Genomic DNA, 13,585 nt, shown 5'->3' with positions numbered 1-13,585 from the left:
GCACGGCGCTTACACGCAGCCGTACTTCGACCTCCGACGGCATCCACGTGGCCACCTCCGAGGCCCTGCCGCAGAGCTCGGCGGCAGCCCCTGTCAGGAGGACGCCCAGGGCCCCTCTGCTCCGGCGCGCCGCTGCACACGAGCCTGGCGGGCGAACCGTGAAGGTGCGCGCACCTCCGGGCGCAGCGGCCGGACCGCCGTTGCCAGACCCATCCCGCAGAGGAGCGGCGGATCGAACAACCGCACGACGGCGTCCCGCGCATGCTCGAACCGGTCTCGGCCGTCGTCGGCGCCAACGGTGTGCACGTGAGCACCTACCGGCCGGTACAGGTCGCCCCGGCGTGATCCGAGGATGACGTGCGTGTCCGGGAGACTGTCCCCCGATCCGAGAGAAGGTTCGACCGATGACGCCCGACGACAGTGGATTCGACACCTACGAACTGCGCCACCGATGGAACCGGCAGGCGATCCGTTTGCTGCTCGCCTTCGCCACCGCCGGCGCCTTCATCGGCGCCGGCCTGGTCTTCGGCGATGTGGCGCAGCCGATGTGGGGCATGGGCGCCTCCATGGTGGTCGGGGTCGTGGTCCTGCTGGTCGTCATGCTCGGGCCCGTTCTCACCCGGGCGTTGCTCCTTCGAGTCGATCCGACGGGCCTGACCGCCCCCGTGGGGCCGGTCGGAACGGCGTGGGGCCGCAGGCGCGTTCACATCCCGTTCGACCACGTGGCCGTCGTCGTCGTGTGGGAGCTGCGACGCCCCGAGAGGGACCACGAGCCGACTACGGTGATCAGCCTGGTTCCCGCCTCGGGCGCTCCTGATCTACCGCGCGTCCACAGGTTGCCGAGGTGGCCGGTGCCGGACTCGGTGACCTCGGCCACGTCACACATCGCCGTCAACTGGGCCGCCCTCGACCGGGGCCGCCTGACGAGGGTCCTCGGGAGCGTGGCGCCGCACGTCGACCTCCGCGACGAGACCATCGACGGCGCGCCCATCTGACCGCCGCCCCTGCCGATCCCGCCGTCGCGCCGGGTGCCGGGCGTTTCCGCGTTCAGCGCTGATGGCTGCCGAGAGGCGCGTGGACGGGGGCAGCGGTTGCAGGTACCACGCACGTGAAGAGCAATACGCCGATCGCCGTGGCCACGCGGTGGCCGTTCGGTTGCGTCGCCGCCGCCGGGATGTTCCGCAATCTGCCGCAGCACCTCCCCGTCAAGGTAGTCCCGCAGCACGCCCATGACGTTCTCGTTGCAGCGCCTCGCAGTGTCGTGCGGCTGTATCCGTGGTCACAGAACGGGCTGCGGGCGGCTTCGGCGATGAGTGTCCCGGTCGGCGGGTTGCCCTGCGGACGGCCCCGAGATTTGTTCATCGTCTTCGAAGATCACGCGGCCCCGTCGGCACAGTCCTCGGTGTCAAGCCCCACACAGTTCGTCCGGGGCCGGAAAACAGGAGCGAAACCATGCGCATCACCGTCTTGGGCGCCACCGGACCGACCGGCCGCCGGCTCACGAACCCGACCCTCGCCGGCGGCCGTCAGGTCACCGCAGTTTCCCGCCGCGCCCTCGTAGGCCCTTCATCGGGGCGCTTCCTCACAGAACCGGTGTCGCGGCTACGACGATGCGGCCCCGGTCGCGGGCGTGTACACGAGGACCACGACACCGGTGCCGAGGGCTTCGGTGCGGACGTGCTCGAGTCGATGCCGGAACCCGTCGGCGGCGAGGGTTCCGCCGCCGGCGATCACCGGGTGAACCCAGAAGTGCACCTCGTCCAGCAGGCCGTGCGCGAGCAGGGTCTTGGCGACCGGCCCGAATCCGTACATCAGGATGTCGCCGCCCGGCTGGGCCTTGAGTTCGGCGATCGCGGCGACGGCCTTGTCCTGGGGGACGACGGTGGTGTCGCCCCAGTCGCCGCCGGCCAGGGTGGAGGAGACGACGTACTTGTCGATGCTGTTCATGCGGTCGGCGAACGCGCCGGCGCCGGCGCGTGCCGACCAGGCGGGCGCGAAGTTCACGTAGGTTTCGCGGCCCATGAGCAGCGTGTCGGCGGCGAAGAGCAGGCTGTTCGCGTACCGCTCCAGGTCGTCGCTCCAGTAGTCGAAGGACCACTGGTCGAGCTTTTCGATGTCGCCGTCGAGGGAGATGTACGTGGAGTTGACGATCTTGCGCATGGTTGCGGGCACTCCTTCTTGGGGGCGGTTGTCGGCGGGAGTTACGTGAGACGGGACGTGCGAGCCGGCGGGGTGCTGCGGCGGTCGTCAGCGGCGTGGTGCCCTCCGCCGGGATTCGCGCGAAGGGTCCGGCAGCGGGGAGTTCGCGGCGAATTCCCCGGTGCCGGAGTCGGGCGTCGTGCGTATCGCGGCCGGTGTGTCAGGCCGCCGGTGCCGGGCGGTAGTCGAGGACGATGGCGCCCGAGCTGAAGGACTGGGTGCCGGCGAGGGTCCAGGTCTTCGGGGCGACGCCGTCCGCGAACAGGCGCTTGCCGGTGCCGACGGTCACCGGGTGCAGGAACAGCTTGAGTTCGTCGACCAGGTCGTGCTCGATCAGGGTGTCGACGAGTGTGATGCTGCCGTAGACCAGGAGGTCGTCGCCCGGCTCGGCCTTGAGCTTGACCACCTGCTCGATGATGTCGCCGTCGATGATCGCCGCGTTCCAGGTCGTCGTTTGCAGCGTGGTGGTGGCGACGTACTTGGGGATGTGGTTCATCCGCGCGGTGAACTCGTCCGACTCGTCGCGCGGCGACCACGCCTTCGCGAAGCTCTCGTACGTCGCGCGCCCCAGCAACAGGGCGCGGCTCGCGCGCAGTTGGCCGTTCTGGTACTTGGCGTGCTCGTCGTTCCAGAACGGGCCGGTCCAGGCGGGGTCCTCGGCGACGCCGTCCATCGTGATGTACATGACCACAACGATCTTGCTCATGCGAAGTCTCCGTCTCGCGATGTGGGTGGGCCGCTACGAGGTCCCGGGTGTCCGTCGGAAGCGGCTCCTCAAGCGTGCGGGATCCGCACGCGGCACAACAAGGCACGACCCCGGAACGCTGGGTTGAGCACGACTAAACGATCAAGGAGTGGGCATGCTGGAGAGGCTTGAGCTCGAGGCGTTCCTCACGCTCGCCGAGGAACTGCACTTCGGGCGCACCGCCGAGCGCCTGCACGTCACGACCGGACGGATCAGCCAGACCATCCGCAAGCTGGAACGCCGCGTCGGTGGGCCGCTGTTCGAACGCAACAGTCGCAAGGTGACGCTGACCGCGCTCGGCGAGCAACTGCGCGACGACCTGCGTCCCGCCTACGACCGGATCGCCGCCGGGTTGGCGCAGGCGATCACCACCAGTCGCGGCGTGCGCGTCAAGGACGTGGTGCGCGTCGGGTTCTCCGGGGCGTGGTGCGGCAACCTGCTCGTCAAGGCCGCCGACCTGTTCCGCGTGCGCCATCCGGACGGCGCGGTGGAGATTCAGGAGATCCAACTCCTCGACCCGCTCGGCCGCATGCGGGCCGGCGAAGTGGACCTGCAACTCACCGAGTTCCCCATCGACGAGCCCGACATCGTCCGGGGCCCCCTGATGTTCGCCGAACCCCGCGGGCTGTTGGTGCCCGACGCCCACCCGTTCGCCGCCAGGGAGTCCGTCTCGGTGGAAGAACTCGCCGACACGACCCTGGTCACGATCGCCTCGGACAACATCCCCGAGTACTGGATGGACTACTACTTCCCGCGAAGAACCCCATCCGGCCGGCCGATCCCGCAAGGGCCGGCCACCCGCTTCTGGCCCGAGGTCCTGGTCCACGTCAGCATGGGCGTCGGCGTCAGCACGGTTTCGCTGCGCGCGAAGGACTACCACTCCCGCCCGGGCATCGTGTTCATCCCGCTGCACGACGCCCCGCCGATCGACTACGGCTTCCTGTGGCCACGCACCGGACTCACCCCCGGCGCCTCGACCTACCTCGACATCGTCCTGGAACTGGCCACCACCGTCCACTGACCATTGCTCGGCCGGACCCCACACCGAAGGCAAACCCGAACCCACGCGCGCCCGCGCTGCGCCTCACCGTCAGGCCCCGGTGCGCGGATCGGCCTGCTGGACGGCCGGCCTCGAACTCGACCGACCCGCAATCGACGCCGGACTCACCCCCAAGGCCTCGGACAGCAACCTGCGGGCGTACAAGCGGCATTCACCCGATCCAGTGAACGCCGTGGGCGGCGCCGGCACGGACGCTCACGACCCGGGCTTGGGAACCGCACGGCCGCGAAAGGGCTTTCGCGGTGTCGTGGATGCCCGGTCCGCTGCGATGGGCGCCAACGCGCCCGGTCTTGGCTGAATTCACGGTTCCGGCCTGTTCCATTCGTCCGCGGTCCGGCGGCGGCCACGTCACGCCCGGGACGGCCCTGATCGTGCCGTCCCGGGTTGCGCCGCAGGAGATGCCGGCCTCATCCGATCGTGATCGGCGCGGGCGCGGGCGCGGGAAGGGGCCATCGGGTGCCGGTATCGGAATCGCCCGCCCAGACGAACTGCTCGTCGTCGGCCGTGACCGTCATGCCGTGCTTGTACAAGCCCACCGCGCCCGCCTCGATCCACGCGTCCCACGCGGCCTTGAGTTCGTCGACGAGCCGACGCGGACCGCCCTGCGCGGCGATCGCGGGCCCGGTCGGCGGCGTGGAGATCATCGCCCAGAACTCGGCCCGTCGTGGAGGCCGGCGTGGACACCGTCCGTATCGACACCCCCGTCGAGAAGCCCGGGGGCTCGGGGTCTCGACGGGGGATACCGTCGTTCGTTTCGGCGGGCGCTGCCCTACGCGGTGGGCGTGGTCCGCACCTGGGCGAGGCGATCGCGTTGCGAAGGACGGACGGCCATCGGCTCCGGGCCCTCCCGGTCGCGCGCCACGGGCTCGTCCCACGGCGCCTCGCGCGTTGCGAAGTGGCCCGTGATCGGGGTCGGTCGGTTCATAGCACAGGCGCGGCAATACAGCCAGCTACTTTCGTAGCCGCGTCGTGCAACCTTGGTGGGTTCCCCTGTGAGGCCGGTCGTTGCAATCGTGTAATCGTTCGTACGCACCGCGTATGGGAGCCCCGCACAGGCACTCGTGCGCTCGCATGTGAACCGATCGGCCGCGCGTTGCGATGGCCCTCGATTTGGGCCTGACTTCGCCGACCGCACCACCGCACCCGACCCTGGCGCCGCGCACGAGGTGGACGTCAGCGAACGAACCCACTACGGGAGGCATCGATGTGATTGGGGAAACCGATCCCGGGCCGTGGCACCCGAGGGGCCGGCGTCGCCCTTCGGCACCACACGCGTGTTGTCGAAGTACAGGCACAACGCACCGTCGTCCGGGTACTTCGGACCGACGTGCAGGCGAGGATGCGGCCGTCGGCGGCGAGCGCGTGAGCCAGGGCACCTGGAACCCCCAGTGTCCGGAGAGGCACTCGGGTCGGAGAAAGGTGTTGCTCGGGCGTGGGAGCGAACGTGCGCGCAGCACGATTTCCCACTTCGTCTCCCCGATTCGCGACGACGCCCTGGCCGGTACCGACTCGCGCCGGAACAGCCATTTGTGCCGGACCGCCTGCGGCGCCTCGAACTTGTTTCTCGAGTGTGCCATCAGGGCTGAGGGCGAGTTTGAATCAGCTGGACCGACTTGATGCGGCACCGTGCAGACGGTGAATATTCCAGCGGCAACCCGGCGGAGTTCCCGACCTGTCGGACGGGTGGTATTCGGAAAGAAGTCGGTGCACCAACGGTCGTTGAGATCTCATAAAAAGAAAAGCGTCATCGCTTCCTCCTTTCCCTTATGCGTATGTATTCAGGGAAAGGAATTGGTGATGACGCTTTTCTTGCCGTTGCGCCGATTTCCTCCGCCGCGGAGCACTCCATTCGGCCGGGGCTGATTATCCGCGACTCGTCGGGGACGATAAACACATTCGACGGTCGGAGGGCCGGCGCGGCTTCACATGTGGCAGATCGTGTGGATGCGCTCCCGGGCGGCCATGGCACGATGGTGCCCTGTCCGCTCGTGCGAGCAGGCAGGGCACCACCATTTCGGGATCTCGGCAGGGGCAGGTCAGCAACCGCCACGCGAGATGGAGCTGATGACGTCGTTGAACTGCCACTCGTAGGCCAGCAAGGACGAAACGACCTGGCGGGGCCCGATTTCACGCCGCGAGCCCGTGTACGAGACGTCGGAATATACGCACCACGCGTCATCCGTGTTGTTGATGATCGCGGTGGTCTTGTCGTCGAGGTCCCGGTCGAACAGTTGGCTTTGGTTCCTGGTGAAACCGGCGAAAACCGCCTGGAAGTTCTCGTCTTCGTAGAGGCAGAAGCGGTTGCTGCTGCACTGTTCCGGAGACGCGGCGGCAGGGCTTGCCGACAGTCCGGCGAATGCAAGACCGGCGATCATTAAGGCGGCAGAGGCCGCCGCGGACTTCCGAATGTTCATTGCTACCCTCCGGGGTGGAGTCAACCTTGCCGAGTGCAAGGAGGAGTTCAGCATATGGTCAACCGGGTGAATGCGCTACGCGTCTGATGGCCTTTTCTGGTTCTGTCGCGATTTCCGTGAAATCCGGAATGTTGATCTTGCCGGTTCACGATCATGCGGTGTTTCCATATTTGAGTCGACCGCCATTCTTGGCCCTCGCGGTACGCTTGCCGGATCTGGCCCCGCCCGCCGTGGCGGATCGCGCGGGCCAGGCGGTGGCACGATTCCTGCGGCGGCCGCGAGATTGAAGCCGACACAGTTGCTGTCCGCAGCCCGGGTGGGGTTCACCGTGCCCGACACGTTGCTTACGTGCGACCCGGACGCGGTCCGCGCGTTCGTCGCGCGGGTGACCGTGGTCGGCGATCGGGTCTTCGCCGCCGCGATCGCCCACGACGAACTCGACTGCCGCGACGCGCCCGTGGACCGCCACGAGCCGATCACCCCATCGGACGAGATCACACGGGCCTGCGTGGAACACGTCCGCGATCTCGGCCGCCTCTACAGCGCACTGGACTTCGTGGTGGACCGCCGCGGCCTGTGGCACCAGCTGGAGACGAACGTCGTGGGCGAGTTCGGCGCGATCGAGGCGTGGACCGGGCTGCCGATCTCGGCCGAGATCGCCCGCCTTCTCGTCCACGGCCCCACGACACGACCCACACGCGCCAGGATGTGAAGCATGGATTCGCTCCTCGCCGCCGCCCTCGCCGCCCTCGACGTCACCGAGCCCCCACAACCCCTGACCGCCCACCACACCAACGCCTGGCGCACCACCGAGTGGAAGATCAAGACCGCCGTGCAGCCGCTGCCGCGGCGTCCCTGGAACACGAGGCTCGCGCCGTCGCACTTCTGCGCGAGGCCGGCCCGACCACCATGACCGCCGCCCACGGCGAGAGCGACGCCGGTACCTGCGCCGCGTTCGGCCGGTTGCCCGGTACCACTTTGTGGCAATGGTGCCGGGTCGCCCGGGACGAAGCGGCACCGCCGGACTCCGCGGGGCGCCTGCGCGCCATCGCGTCGGCCGCGTTCACCACGCCGGCACGACGGCACGCCGCCGGATGGCGCCACGGCGACATCCACCCGGACACCATCCTGATCTCCCCCGGCGAGACACACGTCGATCCGATCGACCACGATCTCGCGCACCATGCGCGCCTGTTGCCCCTGCCCGGCCCGTACCGGGGCGGCGGGGACCAGACCACCGCGCCCGAGATCGCCCGCCGACTCCTGGACACCCCCGCGGACGTCGACCTGGAGGTGAACGAGGCCGCCGAGATCCACAGCCTCGGCGCGGCGATCCGGTGGGCCTGGACCGGCACCACCCCGACCACCGACCACATGGCCGGCCCCGATGCCACGCCCGGCGACGTCCTGGAGGACATCGCCACCGGCCGACGGCGCGTCCCGCCGGCCGACGTCCGCCCCTGGGCCGACGCGGAACTGGAGGCCCCGATCGAAACCGCCATGGCACCCGACCCCGCAAGACGCGCCGTCTCCACCCGCACCGACGCCATCGCGTAGCGGGCTCGGGCGACGGGAGCCGACGGAGTGCCTGTAGCGGTGGTTCGGATCCCTGCGTCGCCGGCCGACGTGGGGTGACCAGTCGGCTGCCGCAGGGTGATGAACGAGGCGTGAGACCGGTGCGGGCAGGCTGACCGTTCACCACACCAACTACCCACACCGATCGCGGCCGTAGTAGGTTATCGGTCGACCACTAACATAGGAGCGAGCATGACACGCACGGAAGACGACGCCCGCCGCGCCGCTGCCCAGCACGCCGTGGCCGAGCACCTGCGCCTCACCGCCGCGGGAGACACCGAGGAGTGGGTGAAGCTGTTCGCCCCGGACGCGGTACTCGAGTTCCCGTACGCCCCGGACGGCGTGCCGAAGCAGGTCATCGGGCGAGACGCCCTGCTCGCCCACATGCGCGGCTTCCCCGAGACCTTCGACGTCAGGTTCGTCGACCTTGTGTTCCACGACACGGTCGATCCGAGTCTCGTGGTCGCGGAATTCCGCTCGACGGGCACGGCGCTGCCCACCGGCAAGCCGTACGAGCAGACCTGCATCTCGGTCGTCCGCACCGACGACGACGCACGCATCACCCACTACCTGGACTACTGGAACCCCCTGGTCGCGATCGAGGCCCTCACACCCTCCGAGGTGCCGGCCGCCTCCGACCGCAGCGTCACGTTTGGCACCTGACCCCAAGCCGTGTTGGACTGACGCCCATGCCTGCCGCCGGTACCAGCACCAAGAGCGACGAACGACGCCGGGCCATCATGGCCGCCGCGGTCGACTGCTTCGCGCAAAAGGGGTTCTACGGGACGACGACGCACGAGATCGCCGAATGGGCCGGCGTCTCCCAGCCGTACCTGTACCGCCTGTACCCCAACAAGGAAGCCCTGTTCGCGGCGGTGGTCGACCACGTGTCGGTCGTCATGACCGACACGCTGGTCGCCCACGCCCCGGCATCAGGTGGGGCCGGGCCGGAGCCGGAGGAGGCGCTGGGCGCGGCGCGTGACGCCTACGCCGCGCTCGTCGCGGACCGGAGCATCCTGCGTTTCCTCATGCACGCGAACTGCGCCGCCGGCGAGCCGCTCGTGGGGCAGGCCGTACGCCGGTGCTACGCCAAACAGGTCGCCACCGTTCGGCAGCTCCTGGGCGACGACGACGCCGTGCGGCACTGGTTCGGCGCCGGAATGCTCGACAACGTGGTCGCCGTGCTGGGCCTGGCCGACATCGACGAGCCGTGGGCGCACGTCCTCACCGCACGATGACCCGACTCCGGCGGTTCGGCGACGACGGCCCCGGGTTCCGCGTGCCGGACGCCGGCCGGAGTCACGGCGCGTACCGGTGGGTCGGGTGGGTCGGGTAGCCCGCGTCACCGCCCCGTGGAAAGCGCCGTCTGGCAGCCGCAGCGCCTCAGTGGTCTGGACGACAACGAGGACCGGGCGCACGTGCCCGCTGCTCGTCGTCGTACCGGGCGGGTGGATCGCCGGGGCCGTGTCGGCGTACCGCGCTCGAACGTCGCTCGGGTCCTGCGCGCCGCCGGAAGGACGACCGAGCGGTGGAACCGGCCTCGATCGCGGACCTGTTGGTGTCGATGGACCGCATGCCGCCGGGCTGGGAGCGGGCGTTCCGTACCGTCGACCGCGCGCTGTTCGCCCCGGACCGCGTGTCGCCGTTCACCTACGCCGGCCAACGGCCGCCACACCGGGCCCACCCCGGGCCCGGTGGCGTCGTCGGCATCGATGCCCTCCGCCGTCGCCGACATGCTCCTGTACCTCGACATCCACGGCGGCGAACGCGTCCTCGACAGCGGCACCGGAACCGGCCGGACCGCCGCCCTCCTGGCCGCCCGCGGCTGCACGGTGACCACCGTCGAGGTCGACGAACACCTCGCCGACCAGGCCCGCAAGAACCTCACCCGCGCCGGATACCCGAACGTCACCGTGATCACCGGCGACGGCCCCCACGGCCACCCCACCGGCGCCGCCTACGACCGCATCCACGTCACCGCCGGAGTCCGCCACATCCCCGCGACCTGGCTCGAACAAGCCGCCCCCGACACAATTTTCCTCCTGCCCTGGGGCACCGACTACGGCCCCCACGACGCGGCCCTGCGCCTGGTCGTGGAGTCGTCGACGCGGGCGAGTGGTCCGTTCACGATGGCGCTGTCGTTCACGAAGCTGTGCGCGCAACGTGCCGCGCCGCCGACGATCGACCTTCCCGAGGGGTGGCCCGGCGTGGCGAGTGCCGGCGGCACGGTTGCCTCGGTGGCCGCGGCGGGCTTTGCCGATGGTCGTCGTCCGAACGTCCTTCAGGCGGGGCCGCGTTCGTTGTGGAGCGAGGTCGAGGCGGCCTGGCGGTGGTGGGACCGGGCGGGGCGCCCGGAGGTATTCGACTTCGGCTTGACCGTGACCACCGGCGGGAGAGGTCCACCAGGTCCCTGGTACGCGAGCCCGGAGCGCGAGAACCCCGGCATATGAGGAATGTTTCCCGCGGGCCATGCGGTGAGGAATCACGCGCTGGGTGAAGCCGTCCCCTGTGGTGCCGTGTGGATCGCCGGCTGTTGTGCCGGTGGGGAGGTTGTCGCGCTGCAACTCGTAGTTCCGGCCGGTTTGCCTGCCCGATTTTCCTGAGCCCGGGATGTAGCCGGGTGCGGGGCGGCGGCCCGCCGGCTGCTAGCCTCCGGCCCATGACCTGGCTGCCTGCCGACTTCGTCCATCCGGTCCGCGTGGCGCTGCCCGGCCACCACCACCTGCGCCCGATCAGCGGCGCCGACACCGAGCTCGACTACCCGGCCGTGATGGGCTCGCGGGAACGCCTGTGGTCCATCTACGGCGAGGCCTGGGGTTGGCCGGTGGCCACGATGACGTTCGAGCAGGACCGGGAGGACCTGATCCGGCACGCGGACGAGATCGCGGCCCACAAGTCGTTCAACTACGCGCTGTTCGACGACGCGGGCACGGCCCTGCTCGGCTGCGTCTACATCGACCCGCCGGAGAAGACCGGCGCCGACGCCGAGATCTCCTGGTGGGTGGTGGACGACCGGGCGGGCACCGAACTCGAGCAGGCACTGGATGCGCTCGTCCCGCAGTGGATCGCGCAGGCATGGCCTTTCGAACGCCCGCGGTACGTCGGACGCGACCTCTCCTGGCAGGAGTGGCTGGCCCTTCCCGATCTCGTCTGACCCGGCAGCCCCGGACGCCGCAGAAGCCACCGCGGGCCCGCGCAGCCGACTCCTGGGCCTCCAGCAGGTCGGTGGGTCCTGGTGCAGTGATGCCGGACCGGTGTCGATGGACATCCTGCGGCATCGGATCTCACGGGCGGTTACCGGGCCGCAGCCGCACTGGCGGGCTGTGACCACCACACGGTGGCCAGGTATGTGAAGTTGCGCCGGGCCGGCGGGAACCCGGTCGAGCGTGAGCATCGCGCGTGTCCCATCGACGCCTTCATGCCCAGATCGAGGAACCGGTGGTCCGCTCCTTCGGCCGGGTCCGCGCCGACGTGGTGCACACGCGCATCACCGCGATGGGGTGTTCGAGATCGTCGCGATCGGCCGTTCGCACGTGCGTCCTGGCGGATCCGTAGTCCAAGGGCGGATCCGAGGCGACGGTGCGGATCGCGATGACGGATCTGGTGCCCACCGACGCGAACCTGCGCGAGCACTACAAGACCTTCGGCGAACTGGAGGCGACCTGCCGGGCGTTCCGCGACGAGGACAACGTCCGCCCGCACCGCGCGACCCGAAGGGTCTGCTGGGACTCGACGATCTCCGTTGACGGGGTGCGCTATTCGGTCCCGCACCAGCTGGGCGACTCGCGAGTCTGGGCCCGACTCCACGGCGACGAGCCGATCGTGACCGCAGTCGGGGAGCACGGGCCGGCAGAGGTCGCCCGCCATCCGCGCTCGACTCCGGGCAATCCGCAGGTCAGCGACGAGCACTACCCGCACCGGCACACCGAGAGCGAGCGAACTCCCAGGTCCGGCACGGCGGAAGAGGCCGCGTTTCTCGTACTCGGCCTCGGGGCGGCGGCCCGGCCGACCGAGGCCGCCGCGTCCGGGACGCGGCGGATCCAACGAAGGATGGCCGAGGTCGCGGGTTCACCACGGGCGCCGTGATCGACACCGCGTATGTGTCAGGAGAGGCGTTTCCGGCGCCTGCCGCGGACTGCTTGTGGGTCCGGCGTGGGAGGGGGTGGCGTGTCCGCGGGCGCGAGTGCCCGGTGTCGGGTCGTCGTGGCGCTCAGGGCCACTCGGGGTGTCAGGAGCGCGACGGGGTGGCTGGTCATGGTCAGCACACCCAAAAACGCGGCTTGTGTGTGTCGGTGGCGGGTTCCGGCCGCGAGGACGTGGTCGAGGTGGCGGGCGAGGATGCGTCGGCTCGCGGTCGGGGGTGGTCCTTCGGTGGTGGGGAAGGCGAGGTCGGCGGTGGTCGCGAGGTTCCAGGGGGTGTCGTAGAGGCGGCTGAGACGACGGTGGTAGTGGCGGGCGAGGCCCGACTGGGCCTGGTGCCGGTCGAGGATGTCCGCCAGCAGATGCGCGGTGAGGACGGCGACCGTCATGCCCTGTGCGTAGACGGGATTGAAGCAGCACCCCGAGTCGCCGACGGCGATGAGGTTGTCCGGCAGGCCGTCGGCCCGTTCCAGGTGTCGGCGGCGATTGGTGGTGGCATTGGTGCATCTCACGGGGGTGAGGGGTTCGGCGCCTCGGAGGGCGTGGGCGATGGTCGGAGCGGTCAGTGATCGGGCGAAGGGCAGGAAGTCTTCCTCCGTGGGAGTGGGACGCTCCGGGCCGATGCCGCTGAGGGTGACGATCCACCGGTCGTTCTCGATGGGGGCGATCACGCCGCCGCGGGGAGTGTGGGGACCGATGGCCGGGATGTAGCAGCTGCGCCAGTGGGTGGGTGTGTTCGGTCCGGGGATCCGGAAGATGCGGGTGGCGTAGCCGACGTGAGCGTTGACGACGCTCTCCGGTACGGGTGGGCAGCCGAGGTCTGCCAGCCATCGCCCCAGGTGGGAGCCGCGTCCGCCGGCATCCACCACGAGGTGGGCGGGGAGGGTGGTGGCAGTGCCTGTGGTGAGGTCGCGGACGTGGACCGCACTGACGCGGCGAAAGGTGCCGGTGAGTCCGTCGGCCTGGTGGCGCTGGAGCAGGTGGATGCCGTGCGATGCCAGGACGCGCTGTCGGATGGTCGCTTCGATCAGTGGGCGGCCGGCGCCGATGGCATGGAGCCCGGAATCGAAGCGGGTGCCCCAGCCGTACCGGGTGGCGATGGCGAGGTCCCGGCCGATGTCGATGCGATGGCCTCCGCGGTCGCCGAGTTCGTCCGTGAGGCCGGGGAGCAGGGCGTCGATGGCGCGTATGCCTCCGGTGAAGAGGGCGTGCACATGCCTGTCCTGGGGGGTTCCCTTGCGGTTGGCCGCTGCGGTGGGGATCGCGTCGCGGTCGAGGAGGATCACTTGCGCGTAGTGGTCGGCGAGTACGTGGGCCGCGAGCAGGCCGGCGATGCCGGCACCGATGACCACGGCGCGTTCGCCGCGGGTCGTCGGGGAGCCTGCGCGGTGGTGTCGGGTCACCGGATCCGGCCCGGGGTGTCGCTCGATGATGGGTCGGCGCCCGGCGGGG

At 69.9% G+C, this 13,585-nt stretch carries 14 protein-coding genes and 1 pseudogene; 10 read left to right on the top strand and 5 right to left on the bottom strand.

Going from position 1 to position 13,585, the window contains the following annotated elements:
• The first annotated feature begins 404 nt into the window (after positions 1-404).
• Entirely contained in the window at positions 405-995 is a 591-nt protein-coding gene (locus tag ACWGR4_RS33240; protein WP_452129725.1) for a hypothetical protein, read from the top strand.
• 607 nt (positions 996-1,602) lie between these two features.
• On the opposite strand, the gene ACWGR4_RS33235 is transcribed toward ACWGR4_RS33240, so the two are convergent.
• Positions 1,603-2,160 (bottom strand): dihydrofolate reductase family protein, encoded by a 558-nt coding sequence (locus ACWGR4_RS33235; protein WP_452129724.1) that lies wholly within the window; start codon positions 2,158-2,160, stop codon positions 1,603-1,605.
• 199 nt (positions 2,161-2,359) lie between these two features.
• Positions 2,360-2,905 carry a dihydrofolate reductase family protein gene (locus ACWGR4_RS33230; RefSeq protein ID WP_452129723.1) on the bottom strand — a complete coding sequence of 182 codons (546 nt, stop codon included), beginning with the start codon at positions 2,903-2,905 and terminating at the stop codon, positions 2,360-2,362.
• 154 nt (positions 2,906-3,059) lie between these two features.
• On the opposite strand from ACWGR4_RS33230, the gene ACWGR4_RS33225 reads away from it, so the two are divergent.
• Positions 3,060-3,965 carry a LysR family transcriptional regulator gene (locus tag ACWGR4_RS33225; protein WP_452129722.1) on the top strand — a complete coding sequence of 302 codons (906 nt, stop codon included), beginning with the start codon at positions 3,060-3,062 and terminating at the stop codon, positions 3,963-3,965.
• 446 nt (positions 3,966-4,411) lie between these two features.
• Here ACWGR4_RS33225 and ACWGR4_RS33220 read toward each other — a convergent pair whose 3' ends face one another.
• Together ACWGR4_RS33220 and ACWGR4_RS33215 are read right to left on the bottom strand one after the other, a co-directional pair.
• Entirely contained in the window at positions 4,412-4,648 is a 237-nt protein-coding gene (locus ACWGR4_RS33220; protein WP_452129721.1) for a hypothetical protein, read from the bottom strand.
• Between the two features lie 1,392 nt (positions 4,649-6,040).
• Positions 6,041-6,418 carry a peptidase inhibitor family I36 protein gene (locus tag ACWGR4_RS33215; RefSeq protein ID WP_452129720.1) on the bottom strand — a complete coding sequence of 126 codons (378 nt, stop codon included), beginning with the start codon at positions 6,416-6,418 and terminating at the stop codon, positions 6,041-6,043.
• A 328-nt stretch (positions 6,419-6,746) separates the two neighbouring features.
• On the opposite strand from ACWGR4_RS33215, the gene ACWGR4_RS33210 reads away from it, so the two are divergent.
• From ACWGR4_RS33210 to ACWGR4_RS33175, 8 genes and pseudogenes are all read left to right on the top strand, one after another.
• Entirely contained in the window at positions 6,747-7,130 is a 384-nt protein-coding gene (locus tag ACWGR4_RS33210) for a hypothetical protein (RefSeq protein ID WP_452129719.1), read from the top strand.
• Between the two features lie 3 nt (positions 7,131-7,133).
• A complete protein-coding gene (locus tag ACWGR4_RS33205) occupies positions 7,134-7,331 on the top strand; it encodes a hypothetical protein (protein ID WP_452129718.1) in 198 nt (65 codons plus the stop codon).
• Positions 7,328-7,975, top strand: coding sequence for a hypothetical protein (locus ACWGR4_RS33200; RefSeq protein WP_452129717.1), 648 nt, complete (start codon positions 7,328-7,330; stop codon positions 7,973-7,975). Before ACWGR4_RS33205 ends, ACWGR4_RS33200 begins: the two co-directional genes overlap by 4 nt.
• A 210-nt stretch (positions 7,976-8,185) precedes the next feature.
• Entirely contained in the window at positions 8,186-8,656 is a 471-nt protein-coding gene (locus ACWGR4_RS33195; RefSeq protein WP_380004468.1) for a nuclear transport factor 2 family protein, read from the top strand.
• Between the two features lie 26 nt (positions 8,657-8,682).
• Complete coding sequence (locus tag ACWGR4_RS33190; protein ID WP_391590010.1) at positions 8,683-9,231, top strand: TetR/AcrR family transcriptional regulator; 549 nt, start codon at positions 8,683-8,685, stop codon at positions 9,229-9,231.
• A gap of 474 nt (positions 9,232-9,705) precedes the next feature.
• Complete coding sequence (locus ACWGR4_RS33185; RefSeq protein ID WP_452129716.1) at positions 9,706-10,443, top strand: protein-L-isoaspartate O-methyltransferase family protein; 738 nt, start codon at positions 9,706-9,708, stop codon at positions 10,441-10,443.
• 209 nt (positions 10,444-10,652) lie between these two features.
• Entirely contained in the window at positions 10,653-11,147 is a 495-nt protein-coding gene (locus ACWGR4_RS33180; protein ID WP_452129715.1) for an N-acetyltransferase, read from the top strand.
• A 120-nt stretch (positions 11,148-11,267) separates the two neighbouring features.
• A pseudogene (locus tag ACWGR4_RS33175) lies at positions 11,268-12,052 on the top strand (Mu transposase domain-containing protein); the annotation flags it as partial.
• A gap of 44 nt (positions 12,053-12,096) precedes the next feature.
• Here the strand turns inward: ACWGR4_RS33175 and ACWGR4_RS33170 are convergent.
• Entirely contained in the window at positions 12,097-13,485 is a 1,389-nt protein-coding gene (locus ACWGR4_RS33170; protein ID WP_452129714.1) for an NAD(P)/FAD-dependent oxidoreductase, read from the bottom strand.
• Positions 13,486-13,585: the final 100 nt, after the last annotated feature.

The sequence above is a fragment of the Embleya sp. NPDC055664 genome (genome assembly GCF_053618075.1).
The sequence above is the reverse complement of the archived record's forward strand: the minus strand, read 5'-3'. Positions and strand labels throughout refer to the sequence as shown.

Excerpts from the sequence above, each read along its gene's own strand:
- ACWGR4_RS33185 (WP_452129716.1), top strand. The coding sequence starts at position 9,706 with ATGCCCTCCGCCGTCGCCGACATGCTCCTGTACCTCGACATCCACGGC.
- ACWGR4_RS33190 (WP_391590010.1), top strand. The coding sequence starts at position 8,683 with ATGCCTGCCGCCGGTACCAGCACCAAGAGCGACGAACGACGCCGGGCC.
- ACWGR4_RS33225 (WP_452129722.1), top strand. The coding sequence starts at position 3,060 with ATGCTGGAGAGGCTTGAGCTCGAGGCGTTCCTCACGCTCGCCGAGGAA.
- ACWGR4_RS33205 (WP_452129718.1), top strand. The coding sequence starts at position 7,134 with ATGGATTCGCTCCTCGCCGCCGCCCTCGCCGCCCTCGACGTCACCGAG.
- ACWGR4_RS33200 (WP_452129717.1), top strand. The coding sequence starts at position 7,328 with ATGACCGCCGCCCACGGCGAGAGCGACGCCGGTACCTGCGCCGCGTTC.
- ACWGR4_RS33240 (WP_452129725.1), top strand. The coding sequence starts at position 405 with ATGACGCCCGACGACAGTGGATTCGACACCTACGAACTGCGCCACCGA.
- ACWGR4_RS33220 (WP_452129721.1), bottom strand. The coding sequence starts at position 4,648 with ATGATCTCCACGCCGCCGACCGGGCCCGCGATCGCCGCGCAGGGCGGT.
- ACWGR4_RS33230 (WP_452129723.1), bottom strand. The coding sequence starts at position 2,905 with ATGAGCAAGATCGTTGTGGTCATGTACATCACGATGGACGGCGTCGCC.
- ACWGR4_RS33215 (WP_452129720.1), bottom strand. The coding sequence starts at position 6,418 with ATGAACATTCGGAAGTCCGCGGCGGCCTCTGCCGCCTTAATGATCGCC.
- ACWGR4_RS33195 (WP_380004468.1), top strand. The coding sequence starts at position 8,186 with ATGACACGCACGGAAGACGACGCCCGCCGCGCCGCTGCCCAGCACGCC.
- ACWGR4_RS33180 (WP_452129715.1), top strand. The coding sequence starts at position 10,653 with ATGACCTGGCTGCCTGCCGACTTCGTCCATCCGGTCCGCGTGGCGCTG.
- ACWGR4_RS33235 (WP_452129724.1), bottom strand. The coding sequence starts at position 2,160 with ATGCGCAAGATCGTCAACTCCACGTACATCTCCCTCGACGGCGACATC.